Annotated in this window: 16 protein-coding genes; 7 read left to right on the top strand and 9 right to left on the bottom strand. The window is 65.1% G+C overall.

Features of this window, described 5'->3' with window-relative positions; all coding sequences use genetic code 11:
* The coding region (locus B4A72_RS09260) for a hypothetical protein (RefSeq protein ID WP_292978403.1) at nucleotides 1–183 on the top strand (183 nt) is incomplete at its 5' end.
* A 191-nt stretch (nucleotides 184–374) separates the two neighbouring features.
* On the opposite strand, the gene B4A72_RS09265 is transcribed toward B4A72_RS09260, so the two are convergent.
* The 7 genes from B4A72_RS09265 to B4A72_RS09295 form a co-directional block, all read right to left on the bottom strand.
* A complete protein-coding gene (locus tag B4A72_RS09265) occupies nucleotides 375–1,406 on the bottom strand; it encodes a hypothetical protein (protein WP_292978405.1) in 1,032 nt (343 codons plus the stop codon).
* Between the two features lie 131 nt (nucleotides 1,407–1,537).
* On the bottom strand, nucleotides 1,538–2,092 hold the full coding sequence (locus B4A72_RS09270; RefSeq protein ID WP_292978407.1) for an HK97 family phage prohead protease: 555 nt from the start codon (nucleotides 2,090–2,092) through the stop codon (nucleotides 1,538–1,540).
* A gap of 6 nt (nucleotides 2,093–2,098) precedes the next feature.
* Nucleotides 2,099–3,244, bottom strand: a complete 1,146-nt coding sequence (locus tag B4A72_RS09275; protein WP_292978409.1) for a phage major capsid protein — start codon at nucleotides 3,242–3,244, stop codon at nucleotides 2,099–2,101.
* Nucleotides 3,245–3,253: 9 nt separating this feature from the next.
* Nucleotides 3,254–3,550 (bottom strand): HNH endonuclease, encoded by a 297-nt coding sequence (locus B4A72_RS09280; protein ID WP_292978411.1) that lies wholly within the window; start codon nucleotides 3,548–3,550, stop codon nucleotides 3,254–3,256.
* 29 nt (nucleotides 3,551–3,579) lie between these two features.
* Complete coding sequence (locus B4A72_RS09285; protein ID WP_292959119.1) at nucleotides 3,580–4,563, bottom strand: hypothetical protein; 984 nt, start codon at nucleotides 4,561–4,563, stop codon at nucleotides 3,580–3,582.
* Between the two features lie 408 nt (nucleotides 4,564–4,971).
* The gene (locus tag B4A72_RS09290; protein ID WP_292959120.1) at nucleotides 4,972–5,196 is read right to left on the bottom strand and encodes a hypothetical protein; all 225 of its coding nucleotides are present in this window, start codon (nucleotides 5,194–5,196) and stop codon (nucleotides 4,972–4,974) included.
* 108 nt (nucleotides 5,197–5,304) lie between these two features.
* The gene (locus tag B4A72_RS09295) at nucleotides 5,305–5,730 is read right to left on the bottom strand and encodes a hypothetical protein (protein ID WP_292959121.1); all 426 of its coding nucleotides are present in this window, start codon (nucleotides 5,728–5,730) and stop codon (nucleotides 5,305–5,307) included.
* Between the two features lie 131 nt (nucleotides 5,731–5,861).
* Between B4A72_RS09295 and B4A72_RS09300 the strand changes: the two genes are divergently transcribed.
* From B4A72_RS09300 to hspQ, 5 genes are all read left to right on the top strand, one after another.
* Nucleotides 5,862–7,007, top strand: a complete 1,146-nt coding sequence (locus tag B4A72_RS09300; protein WP_292978413.1) for a phosphoserine transaminase — start codon at nucleotides 5,862–5,864, stop codon at nucleotides 7,005–7,007.
* 121 nt (nucleotides 7,008–7,128) lie between these two features.
* Nucleotides 7,129–8,718: a phosphoglycerate dehydrogenase gene (gene serA, locus B4A72_RS09305; protein ID WP_292959123.1), complete on the top strand. Its 1,590-nt coding sequence runs from the start codon at nucleotides 7,129–7,131 to the stop codon at nucleotides 8,716–8,718.
* 72 nt (nucleotides 8,719–8,790) lie between these two features.
* On the top strand, nucleotides 8,791–9,522 hold the full coding sequence (locus B4A72_RS09310) for a metallophosphoesterase (RefSeq protein WP_292959124.1): 732 nt from the start codon (nucleotides 8,791–8,793) through the stop codon (nucleotides 9,520–9,522).
* The gene (locus B4A72_RS09315) at nucleotides 9,519–9,989 is read left to right on the top strand and encodes a CreA family protein (RefSeq protein ID WP_292959125.1); all 471 of its coding nucleotides are present in this window, start codon (nucleotides 9,519–9,521) and stop codon (nucleotides 9,987–9,989) included. The genes B4A72_RS09310 and B4A72_RS09315 overlap by 4 nt, the downstream gene beginning before the upstream one ends.
* Nucleotides 9,990–10,125: 136 nt before the next feature.
* Nucleotides 10,126–10,458, top strand: a complete 333-nt coding sequence (hspQ, locus tag B4A72_RS09320; protein WP_292959126.1) for a heat shock protein HspQ — start codon at nucleotides 10,126–10,128, stop codon at nucleotides 10,456–10,458.
* Between the two features lie 68 nt (nucleotides 10,459–10,526).
* Here hspQ and B4A72_RS09325 read toward each other — a convergent pair whose 3' ends face one another.
* Both B4A72_RS09325 and B4A72_RS09330 read right to left on the bottom strand, forming a co-directional pair.
* On the bottom strand, nucleotides 10,527–10,973 hold the full coding sequence (locus B4A72_RS09325; protein ID WP_292959127.1) for an ATP-binding protein: 447 nt from the start codon (nucleotides 10,971–10,973) through the stop codon (nucleotides 10,527–10,529).
* Between the two features lie 44 nt (nucleotides 10,974–11,017).
* A complete protein-coding gene (locus B4A72_RS09330) occupies nucleotides 11,018–11,347 on the bottom strand; it encodes an STAS domain-containing protein (RefSeq protein ID WP_292959128.1) in 330 nt (109 codons plus the stop codon).
* A gap of 95 nt (nucleotides 11,348–11,442) precedes the next feature.
* Here B4A72_RS09330 and B4A72_RS09335 point away from each other — a divergent pair, with 95 nt between their 5' ends.
* Nucleotides 11,443–12,603 carry a thiolase family protein gene (locus tag B4A72_RS09335; protein ID WP_292959129.1) on the top strand — a complete coding sequence of 387 codons (1,161 nt, stop codon included), beginning with the start codon at nucleotides 11,443–11,445 and terminating at the stop codon, nucleotides 12,601–12,603.
* Nucleotides 12,604–12,651 lie beyond the last annotated feature (48 nt).

The following is a 12,651-nucleotide window of genomic DNA, read 5'->3' on the forward strand; positions in this document are numbered from 1 at the left end:
CCTCTCTCCGATGAGCAACTGGATGGCGCTTACGTACTGACCAAACAGTTCAGCGGGCAGGTAGCCTTGATCCACGGATTCAATGATGACTACGAGGTCTGCAATATCCTTCGCCAGCGGCTCGAAACCGAGGGCGGAACCTATAGCTGCGTGCTGGAATCCAATATCGGAATTAATCCATAGAGACCTAGCTCACGGAGGGAGGCCGGATTGGTCGACCGCTGACAGAACGGGGCCGGTGCAGCATCCCACTGCCCCCGGCCACTTGGTCCCCTGACGCGGGGTCCGGTGGCTGCCCCCGCTGTAATCCGTGACAACCTGCGCCGCGCCCCCCGGAAGTATCGGAAGGGGACCGCGCCGTGACGGGGTTATGGCTACCCAAAAGCCGGGCACTCACCGTCTAATCCCAGATGCTTCGCGGGAACAGAAATCCGCAGGGCGCATCCCGGCCCTATGCCGTCAGTCCTGCCAGTCGATGAACGACTCGGCATCCTTGATCGTCGCCACGTCCAGGCCTGCCGCCTTGGCCTCGGCCAGCGCGCCCAGCATCGTCGCGAAAGCCCGCGCCTTGCTGCCAGCGTCGAAAGCTGCATCGGCCTCACGCAGTCGATTTTTACGGCCAGCCCGATTTTTTCGCTGGCTTCCTCGGCCAGCAGGTTGGCGATCGGTTGCAGGACAAGCTGCGCCAGGTGCCGCTGGGCCTCGCGCACCATCGGCCCGGTCGTCGCCGGGTTCATCAGGCCGGGCAGAATGCCGAAGGTGCCGTAGATCGCGCCCTTGGCATCGGCCAACAGCTTGTCGGCCAGGGTCTTGTCCAGATGCGGGGAAAGCTGATCGGGGTGCTGGCCGATCTGGGGGTTCATGCCAGCCGCCGTCGCCTGCGCCACGCCCTCGATCACCAGAGCCGCGCCGCGCCGCCCGCGAAAGCCTGCCCGAAGTTGCTCCATATCGTCGGCGCTGCCCTCGGGGACGGGGACGATCTGGCTGCCGAGGGGCGCATTCTTGAACACGTCGCGCAGGGCCGTTTCCAGTTCATGCAGAAGCTGTGCCGAGAGTTGCGCCCGCCGCAGGGGTGCCGAGCCTGCCCACGGGGTCGATGCGTCACAGCCGATGCGGAAATGCAGAACCTCAGGGGCCAGCACGGTTTCCCGCCGCCCACCGCCGATCTCGGGGATGCCGAGTCGATAGGCGCGGGGAATGCCGTTGCGGGTCGATACGTCCCAATCGGTCGCCGGAATAAGCCGGTCGCGGACCAGGAAGACACATTCGCCACGCAAGGCCAGAGCGCGGGCGATGATCGCCATCGTGCGCCGGTCCAGCAGATCGGTGCCGGTCACATCGGCCAGAGAAAGGCCACTTTCCCAGAGGCTCACAGAGGTTTGCACCGCCGCCGTGAGTTCGGCCATGCCGGACGCGCCGCTGATCCACGCTTCCCGCGCCGCCATGATCGAAGCGGTGTAGCCGGTGCCGGATGAACGGGTTTCAACGGGTGGTTGCCCGCCCCTTGATCCACGCCGGAACAGATCCAGGACGCCCATCAGAGCCTCCACCGATTCAGATGATGAACAGCGCCACGATAGGGCTGCCGGTCCTGATGGGTTTCCCAAGCCCGCGCCTCGATCTGGGCCGAGGAATAGGCGGGGCGGGTGACTGCCGAGAGTTCAAACAACGCCGCCGGGCTGATGGTCCGCAGGACGCTGTTGCCGCGCCGCTCGATGCGTTCGCCGCCCAGATCGACACGGAAGCCCGGCGACAGGCCCCGGATCAGCCCGCCCGCGTGAGCCGCCAGAAAGTCACGCGCCCAGGTCGTGCCATCCGCAATCGTCGCCTCGATCACCAGCGCGTCGTCGCCATCGGCCAGGGTGAGGTTGCCCGCCGCCCGAGAGGCGAGGGGCTTGTTGTAATCGTGACCGGACAGCAGGTGAATATCCTCGCCCGCCTCGATCCGGTCCGCGAATGCCCGAGAGGCGATAACCTCGCGCCGCCCCGGTGCCAGTTCGGTTTCGGCTCCATAGGGGAACGTCGCCCGAAGGCGGGTTGCCCCGCCCTCGCTGCGCAGTTCCAGCGCCCCGAGATTGCCGCCCCACAGCATCAGGGTTCACCGATGCCGGTCAGGATGCGGGTTTGCAAACCGCGCGGGACAGTGAAGTCCGCGGTGACAAGCCCGGTCAGGACCCTGCACGTTGGCCGTCATGATCGCCGTTTCACCGGGGATCACGTTGCTGATCGCCGGGGTTCCGACATGCTTGGTCAGGCGGTCCCATTCGCTCACAGCCGTGCCGCTGATCAACGCATCATCCAGAGCCGCCCAGATCGCCGGGTCAAAGCCCAGGTTCACTTGGCTGGCCGAGGTGATCGCGTTGGCCTGCATGAAGGCCACGACTTCGGCGCGGAATGCCGCCCAGGTTGCCGTCGCGCCAACGGCAGTCTCGGTGATGCCGTAGGTCGCCGCGCCGGGGATGAAGCCCAGAGGCTCGCCCGCCGCGCCGCTGCCGTTGATCACAACCCGATCAAATTCGGTGCCGAGCACCGCGTTCAGATCGCGCCGGATTGCAGCCTCCAGACCTTCGCCTGCCTGCTTCAGAGCCTTGCGGCTGATCACCATCTGCGCGCCGCCGGTATGATCGGGGTTCAGGCTGCGCTCGGCGGTCTGATATTCCGAAGCCGCGCCGACATTGGCGAGTTCATTGGTCTGCCAGCCGAAGATCGCGCCCGCCGTGGCGACGGGAAAGGCCAGTTCGCCCGAGGTGATGTTGATGCGCTGGACGCCCAACCGCTCGGCCACGCTGCCGGGAAAGATCCGGTCGATGATCGGGCGGATCGTCTTGGGGTTCGGCACATCAGCCGCGACAGTCTCGCCCGCGCGAGTTTCAAGCGCGGCGAAAGGAACAGGGATGCCCTGATAGCCGCCCGCGTTGCGCAGTTCCTCGACGATCTCTTTCGTCGCCCCGTTCAGCGCCCGGCCTTCATCGAGGGCGAAAGCCACCTGACGCAGCTCGAAGCGCCCGACCAGATCGGACCATTCCCGGTCCGAACGGGTTTCCAGATCGGCCCCGGCCTCGCGCCGTTCCTGATCCTCGGCAGTCAGGGCCGCACGATAACGGGTTTCGTTGGTCCGATATTCCTGATCCATGTCGCTCATGGACCGCGTTTCGTCCTCGGTCGGCTTGTCCTTGCCCACCAGTTCCGCCAGCGCCTGCCGGATTTCCGACTGGCGACGGGCGATTTTCACAGAATCCAGCATGTCATTACCTCATGTTGCCGGGTTGGGATTTGTCGCCAGTTCGGCAACAGCTTTGCCCCAGGCTTGACGCTCGGGGGTGATGATCGGCGCGGAATGCCCGCACTCGATCCGGGTCTTTTTCGTGTGGCAGGACGGGCAGCGGGTCGCACAATTGGCCGGGTCGAAGCCCAGATCGGGGCGCGTCCGCACCGGCTGGATATGGTCGATTTCCAGCCTGCCGCGCGTCTGCCCGCAATCGACGCAGGCCCAGCCGTCGCGTTCCAGAACGACATGCCGCAGAACCTGCCAGCGCCGGGTTGAGGTCACGCGCTTTGAATGCCGGTGATACTGACGCATCATGCCCATGCGACCCTCGCTTTCCGCGTCGGAGCCGCCTTCATGCGCTGCCCCTGCGCGACGGCCAGCAGCGTTGCCGCAGCAGCGTCGATGCGGCCGAGGGATCGCGCCTTCGCCAGCTTGGCGTTGTTGGCCGGGTCATGCAGGACGATGGCATCGGAGAAAGCCGAGCGCAGCAGCAGCGACGGGGAAACCTTCACCTCGCCGTCGAACAGCGCCCGCCGAAAGCGTTCCACGTCCTCGCTGCCGTCCTTCCATCCGAAGCCGCGCCAGATGAACGGGACGCGGGACAACCCGGCTTTCTCCATCGCCTCGACAAATTCGGCATGGCGGAACCGGTCGCCCACGACACAGGCCACCTCGGCCCCGTCCAGTTGCCGCACGATCTCGGCCAGCCAAGGGCCGGGCGGAACGGTCGCATCGCCCATCGTGATCAGTTCGCCACGCTCGGCCATCTCGACATAGCGCCCCGACACGCTGTCAGCCGCGCCGCGATCCGCAAGGCCGGGATTGCTGGGGAAGGTGCCCAAGGCTTCCAGACACCCGGTTTCGGGCCAGTAGAGCGCCGCCGCCGACATGGACCGGCTGCCGCCAGGATCCACGCCGAGGATACAAGTCGACTTGCCGTCAGCCGCGATACAGCGCGCCAGCCCGCCGCCATTGCCGGAATATTCGACTTCCAGCTTGGAGCCGCGCCGGATCAGGAATTGCTCTTGTTCATCCTCGGGCAGCCCTTCGATGAAACCGACCAGAAACTGAAACGCGGTCTTGGCCTGATCGCGGTTCCGCGCAGCGAACAGGATCTCGCGTTTCGGCTGATCGTCCCAGACGCCCTTGAGCGCGCCGAGCGCCAGCCCGGCAGACAGAGCGGTCTTGGCGTTTCCGCGTCCGATTGACAGGCAGGCCACCATCACGCCGTCGCCCAGAGAGCCGCAAACGAATTGGCGCTTAAATCCGGCCAGCTTGAGCGGTTGACCGGCCATTTTCCCCTCCGGAATTTTCAGGGTTTCCAGAAATGCAATCGCCTGATCGGCCATGTTTGGGGCCGGAAGAGAGAGCGCAACACTTAGGCGCCGGTCCCCCGCCCCGACCGATTTCCGGGCATTGGGACCAGATCCAGCCCGCGCTTTTGCCTTGACCGCCGTCGCCGTCATGGGGTCGCCTCGGGCTGGCAGGCACGGACGCCGCGATACCGGGCCACGATACGGGCCGCAGCCAGAGACAGGCCCACGGTCCGCTCGGTCTCGCCGCCTCGGGCATCTGGGCTTTCAGGTTCTCGATTTCGTGGCGATCCGTCCGCGCGCCAGCGGGCAGTTCGGCCACCAACTCATGCAACCCGACCCAATCGTCCTCGAGCGCCTCGCGGGTCAACTTCGATGCGTCCTTGCAAATCATGCGTCACCCCGATCGATCAGATCGAAGTCGTCGCAGCCGTCGAAGTCGCCGCGATGCTGGTAAACCTCATTCACCATGCGGTTCATCAGGGCGTGTTGCTTTGGGCTGGGTTGCCAGTTGCGGCGCTTGGACTGCCGCATGATCGACAGAGCGAAGCCCTTGGCCCAGTCGTTCGATGCCGCCTTGCAGACGGTCGGCCATGACCAGAGCAATTCGTCCACGGAAAGCTGCCTATTCATCGCCAGCCCCCCAGATGATCAGGGCCAGCGTGGCGGCTGTAGCGCCCCGGATGCCGTAGAGGGTGCCGAGGCGGGATGCGCGAATGGTGTTCATGCCGCCGCCCTCCGGTCGAGATGCCCGAGGAAGGCGGCTTGGTCTCGACCGTTCATCGCCTCACAGGCGGCGAGGGCATAGGCTTTTAGCTCGGCGCGGGTGGCCCAAACCGCCCATTCCCGAGCCTCGGCCATGATCGGCCCGAAACCGGTGGTCGGCTGCCCGGCGCGCATCACGTCGATGAACCGTTCCATCAGGGGAACGCGGTCGCGAGCGTCACAGGCAAACACGGCTTGGAGCAAGCCCCTTGCCGCAGATTCGCGTTTCAGGTTATTGTCGATCCAGTCTAGCCAGACTTCGTTATCCGCCCCGGTTGCGCCTGCCAGCGCGCCGGGGCTTTCGTTTTCCGGTGGAACGTCGCCAGAACACCGCGTGTCAATGACGTGCCAATCGCAATCGCACGTTCCCGTCCCGTTCTGCATCGACGCGCGCGAAGCTGCATGATCGGTTTTGCAAGACTCTTTGGCTATTGCGTTTTTTTGGGGGTTCTCGTAGAGGCGTCCGTGGGACACCCCTCCCCAACGAGGGGCTTTTAGCTGGAAGGCTGAGTCACATGACAGACCTGACGACTCCGGCCGCGCGGCCGGCGAATCCGCGCTTCTCCTCTGGCCCTTGCGCCAAGATCCCCCACTACAATCTGGACATGCTGTCGGACGCGCCGCTGGGGCGGTCGCATCGCGCGGCAATCGGCAAGGCCAGGCTGGCCGAGGCGATCGACCTGACCCGCACGATTCTGGGCGTGCCCGAAGATTACCGCATCGGCATCGTTCCGGCCTCTGATACCGGCGCGGTCGAGATGGCCATGTGGACCATGCTGGGCCAGCGCCCGGTCGAGATGCTGGCCTGGGAAAGCTTCGGCGAGGGCTGGGTGACGGATGCGGTCAAACAGCTGAAACTGGACGCGACCGTTCGCAAGGCCGATTACGGCCAGATCGTCGATTTCAGACAGGTCGATTTCGACAGGGATGTCGTCTTCACCTGGAACGGCACGACCAGCGGCGTGCGCGTGCCGAATGGCGATGCGATCCCCGCAGATCGCGAAGGGCTGACCATTTGCGACGCGACCTCGGCAGCCTTTGCCATGGACCTGCCCTGGGACAAGCTGGATGTGGTCACCTTCAGCTGGCAGAAGGTTCTGGGCGGTGAAGCCGCGCATGGGATGCTGATCCTGTCGCCACGCGCGGTCGCGCGGCTGGAAAGCTTTACCCCCGACAGGCCCTTGCCCAAAATCTTCCGGCTGACCAAGGGCGGCAAGCTGAACGAGGGCATCTTCAAGGGCGAGACGATCAACACGCCCTCGATGCTGGCGGTCGAGGATTATCTCGTGTCTCTGAAATGGGCCGGGTCCATCGGCGGGCTGAAGGGGTTGATCGCGCGGGCCGAGGCGAATGCCGCGGCGGTGCGCGATTTCATCGCCGGCAAGGACTGGATCGCCGATCTGGCCGAGGATCCGGCGACGGCCTCGACCACCAGCGTCTGCCTGAAATTCACCGATCCGGCGATCAGGGACGGCGCCGCCTTCGCCAAGGCCGTCGCCAGGCGGTTGGAGAAAGAGGGCGTGGCGTTGGATGCGGGGTCGTATCGCGACGCGCCGCCGGGGCTGCGAATATGGTGCGGCTCGACCGTCGAGGCATCCGATGTGGCCGCGCTGATGCCCTGGATCGAACACGCCTATCGAGCCGAACTGGCCGCACAGTGACATGCGTCCCGCGACGGCTGGGGGACTTTGCGTCCCCCAGACCCCCTGCAGGATATTTCCACAACGAAGATGATCGCACCTGCGGGGCGCGGCCCCGGTGCGACACATGAGGATGAATGACATGCCGAAGGTTCTTGTGTCCGACAAGCTGTCGGAAACCGCCGTCCAGATTTTCCGCGACCGCGGCGTCGCGGTGGATTACCTGCCCGATCTGGGCAAGGACAAGGAAAAGCTGGCCGAGGTGATTGGCGATTATGACGGGCTGGCGATCCGGTCCGCGACCAAGGTGACCGGCAAGCTGCTGGAGAAAGCGACCAGACTGAAGGTCGTCGGGCGCGCCGGAATCGGGGTCGACAATGTCGATATTCCTGCGGCCAGCAAGAAGGGCGTGATCGTGATGAACACGCCGTTCGGGAACTCGATCACCACGGCCGAACATGCGATCGCGATGATGTTCGCCGTCGCAAGGCAATTGCCCGAAGCCAGCGTCAGCACCCATGCCGGCAAATGGGAAAAGAGCCGCTTCATGGGGGTGGAGCTGTTCAACAAGACCCTGGGCGTGATCGGCGCGGGCAATATCGGGTCCATCGTCATCGATCGCGCGCTTGGGCTGCACATGAAGGTGCTGGCCTATGACCCCTTTCTGTCCGAGGAACGCGCGACCGAGATCGGCGTGACCAAGGTCGATCTGGACGATCTTCTGGGCAGGTCGGATTTCATCACCTTTCACGTGCCACTGACCGACAAGACCAGGAACATCCTGTCGCGAGACGCCATCGGCAAGCTGAAGAAGGGCGTCCGGATCATCAATTGCGCGCGCGGCGGGCTGGTCGATGAAGAGGCGCTGGCCGAAGCGTTGAAGGACGGCCGCGTGGCCGGTGCGGCCTTCGACGTCTTCGCGGTCGAGCCCGCCACCGAAAGCCCGCTGTTCAACCTGCCCAATGTCGTCGTGACCCCGCATCTGGGTGCATCGACCACCGAGGCGCAGGAAAACGTGGCGCTGCAGGTGGCCGAACAGATGTCGGACTACCTGTTGACCGGGGCGGTGCAGAACGCGCTGAACATGCCTTCGGTCACCGCCGAGGAGGCCACCGTGATGGGCCCGTGGATCAGGCTGGCCGCCCATCTGGGCGCCTTCGTGGGCCAGATGACGGATGAGCCGATCAAGGCGATCAACGTGCTTTATGACGGGGCGGTGGCCTCGATGAACCTGAACGCGCTGAACGCCTCGGCTATCGCCGGGGTGATGAAGGCCACCAATCCGGACGTGAATCCGGTCTCGGCCCCGGTGATCGCGAAGGAGCGCGGCATCCGGGTCTCGACCACGCGGCAGGACAAGGGCGGCATTTTCGAGGGCTATGTCAAGCTGACCGTCGTCACCGAGCAGCGCGAGCGATCGATCGCAGGCACCGTCTTCAGCGACGGAAAGCCGCGCTTCATCCAGATCCGCGGCATCAACATCGATGCCGAGATCGGCGAACACATGCTATATACCCGCAACAAGGACGTGCCGGGCGTCATCGGCGCGCTTGGCATGACGCTGGGCGATCTGGGGGTCAACATCGCCAATTTCACGCTGGGACGTTCGACCGGGGGCGAGGATGCGATCGCGATCCTGTATCTGGACGAACCGATCAGCGACCAGGCCCTGGCGGCCCTGCATAAGACCGGCAAGTTCCTGCAGGCCCGCCGTTTGCATTTCGAGGTCTGAACCTTGCGCCGCGCGCCCTTGACGGGCGCGCGGCGATCTGACCGGATGCAGGAACAAGGAACGCCCGCCGCCATGACCCTTTACGTCGTCGGAGACATTCACGGCCACCCGGAGCTGCTGCGCGCCGCGCATGAACGGATTTTCAGCGATGGCGGCAAGCACGCGCTGATCGCCCATGTCGGCGACCTGGTCGATCGGGGCCCGGATTCGCGCGGCGCGGTGGAATATCTGATGCGGGGGCGCGACGCGGGACGCAACTGGGTGGTCACGCGCGGCAATCACGACCGCTTCCTGCCGATCTTCCTGTCCGATCCCGCCTGGGTCGATCCGGGGCTGGCCTCGGGCCGGACCTGGATCGCGCATAGCGGGCTGGGCGCGGCCGCGACGCTGGCATCCTATGGCGTCGATCCGACGCTTTCCGGCGACCGGTTGCTGACCGAGGCACGCCGCGCGGTGCCCGATGCGCACGCCCGATTCCTGTCCTCGCTGCCCTTGTGGTTCCTGCATCCCGAGGCACTGGTCGTCCATGCCGGCATCCGACCGGGCATCGATCTTCAGGATCAGGCCGAACAGGATCTGGTCTGGATCCGCAAGGATTTTCTGGACAGCGACGCTGATCACGGGCCGTTGATCGTGCATGGCCATACCGCCATCGACACGGCAACCCATTACGGAAATCGCCTGAATATCGACGGCGGCGCGGCCTATGGTCGGCCGCTTTGCGCGGTCGCGATCGAGGCCGGGCAGGTGCATCTTCTGACCGACGACGGCCGGGTGCCGCTGCTGCCGCAGGCCGCGTCATGATCGCGCGCCTGCTTGCCCTGTCACTGCTGATCCCCGCGGCCACGGCCGCGGAGGAGATCGGCAAGATCGGCGTGGACTGGATCGGCAACGATATCGTGATCGAGGCGATCCGCGATCCCGAGGTTGGCGGCGTCACCTGCCATCTGGCCTATTTCGACCGTTCGATGCTGGACCGGCTGAGCCAGGGCAACTGGTTCGAGGATCCCTCGAACAGCGCCATCGAATGCGCGCGGACAGGACCCATCGACCTGAGCGGGATCCGGCGCGGAAAGGGCGGCGAGGATGTGTTCCGCGAGGGCCGCTCGCTGGTTTTCAAGTCCTTGCGCGTCAAGCGGATCTATGACGAGGAGAACCGCGTGCTGATCTACCTGGCCCACGCCAATGAACTGACCGATGGTTCGGCAAAAATGGCGATCTCGACCGTGCCGCTGCTGGACGAGGATCGGGATCCGTTGCCGCCGGAATAGGCAGGGCGCCGGCGTTTATGCCCGGTCTTGCCTTCGGATCATGCAAATGCTGCCGATCCGGTGGACAGAATCGCCCGACGGGATTAGAAGGCGCGACATCCGCTCTCTGCCGGCAGGAACATGGAAGGCGACAGCCATGCAGTCATATCACCGCGTCGCGAAATTCGGTTTGGGCCAGGTTGTCCGCCATCGTCATCGTCCGTTTCGCGGCGTCATCTTCGACGTCGATCCCGAATTCGCCAATACGCAGGAATGGTATGATTCCATTCCCGAAGATGCGCGGCCGGCCAAGAACCAGCCCTTCTATCACCTTTATGCCGAAACCGAGGCAACCTATTACGTTGCCTATGTGTCCGAGCAGAACCTAGAGGCCGATGCCTCTGGCGAGCCGCTGGACCATCCCGATGTGATGGAGATGTTCAGCGATTTCGCTGATGGCAGCTATCGCCTTGCCGCGCAACTGAACTGAGGCCGCAGGGCGCCTTCTGCAGCGCTGGCGATCACGATCGCGCATTCCGCGGCCGGTCCGGCAATGGCTCAAACCTCGGCAAAGGGCACGCTGAAGGCCAGGAAATTTCGCTGCTGTTCGCGGTAATAGCAAAGAGCCTGTGTCAGATCCTGGATCAGATACCAGCCGAAGCCGCCCTCGGGCAGATCGGCGACATCGTTTCGCGGCAGGTCGCGCGGCAGCAGGCAATCGGCGGGAACGGAGATGCCGTTATCGGTGATCGCGCAGGCCAGCCCGGATTCGTGCCGGACGATGCAGAGATGGATCTGCGGCAAGGTTCTGCGAACCGTTCCCCCGGCGTCTGTCGCAGCATGTTCGGCGACATTGTTCATCACCTCGGCCAGAACCAGTTCCAGCCGGCCCAGCGTATCATCGCTGACCTCGCCGGCGAAGCGGCGGCGCACATCCATCAACGCGCCGCGCACGCTGTCGGGGCGGGCGGACAGCACCTGATGAAACATCGGTTGTGTCCGCACCCGGCCCCCTCCTTTCACTTCGGCGTTCTGCCGCTGGGTCGGGGTCATGTGGTCTCCGGTCCCTCCGTGGCGGCCGGCCGGATCTCGAAAACCGAATCCATCCGTGTCAGACGGAACACCCGTTCGACATTGGGCGTCAGCCCCTGGAGGATCAGCGGCAGGTTTTCGGGCATCGCCTTGCGCACCGCGATTACGGCACCAAGGCCCGAACTGTCCATGAAATCAACGGCACTCATATCCATTACAACCGGCTTGCGGTTGCGCAGCGCGATCTCGCGCAGCTTGTCCTTGAACCTGGTGGCGATCGCGGCGTCGATGCGACTGCCGGTGACCCTGACCCTCATTTCCCCACCATGGTCGACAGCGTCCAGCATGATCCCGATTCCCTCTTGTTTTCCCTCTCACGACTAGACGCAAATGGTTACGATCCGGTAAGCGGGAACAGGTCGAGCCGGGAGAGATCGTGACAATGCGAGACATTTTCGTTCTGGGATGCGCGCGCACGCCCATGGGAGGTCTGCAAGGCGCGCTGGCCGAGTCCAGCGCCCCCGAACTGGGCGGCGTCGCCATTCGCGCGGCGCTGAACCGGGCGGACCGCGCGGCCGGCGATCCCGATGCGCTGTTCATGGGCTGCGTGCTGCCCGCCGGTCAGGGACAGGCGCCGGCGCGTCAGGCCGGCTTCCTGGCGGGGCTGCCCGAATCGCTGCCTGCGACGACGCTGAACAAGATGTGTGGATCGGGAATGCAGGCGGTGATGATGGCGATGGACGCGATTCGCGCCGGCAGCGCCGATCTGGTCGTCGCGGGCGGCATGGAAAGCATGTCCAACGCCCCCTATCTGCTGCCGCGGATGCGCAGCGGCGCGCGGCTGGGCCATGCGCAGGCGCTGGATCACATGTTTCTGGACGGGCTGGAGGACGCCTATGACAAGGGCCGTCTGATGGGCACTTTTGCCGAGGATTGCGCCGCCGAATTCGGCTTTGGCCGCGAGGCGCAGGACCGCTACGCGCTGGCCAGCCTGTCGCGCGCGGCGGACGCGATCGCCTCGGGCGCCTTCGCGGCCGAGATCGCGCCGGTCACGTTGACCGGCCGCCGGGGCGAGATTGTCGTCGATACCGACGAACAGCCCGGTAACGCCCGGCCCGAAAAAATCCCGCATCTGAAGCCGGCCTTCCGCAAGGACGGCACCGTGACGGCGGCCAATTCCAGCTCGATTTCGGACGGGGCGGCGGCGCTGGCGATCGGCGCGGACGGGGATGGCGCATTGGCCCGGATCCTGGGTCATGCCAGCCACGCGCAACAGCCGGGACAATTTCCGACCGCGCCCGTTCCCGCCGCCCAGAAGCTGTTGGAGCGGATCGGCTGGTCCGCCGCCGATGTCGATCTGTGGGAGGTGAACGAGGCTTTCGCGGTCGTGCCGATGGCGTTCATGGCGCGGATGGGACTGGATCATGGCATCGTCAACGTCAATGGCGGGGCCTGCGCGCTTGGCCACCCAATCGGTGCCTCGGGCGCGCGGATCATCGTCACCCTGATCCATGCACTCAGGTCTCGCGGCGGTCGGCGCGGTGTGGCGGCCATCTGCATCGGCGGCGGAGAAGGCACGGCAATCGCCGTTGAACTGGTTTAGCCCTGCCCAAAACTTTGGCAGCCTGCCGCGCCGGGGGCATCCCGGACC

It is taken from the genome of Paracoccus sp. UBA5162, assembly GCF_002413585.1.
In the GTDB taxonomy this organism is placed as follows: Bacteria; Pseudomonadota; Alphaproteobacteria; order Rhodobacterales; family Rhodobacteraceae; genus Paracoccus.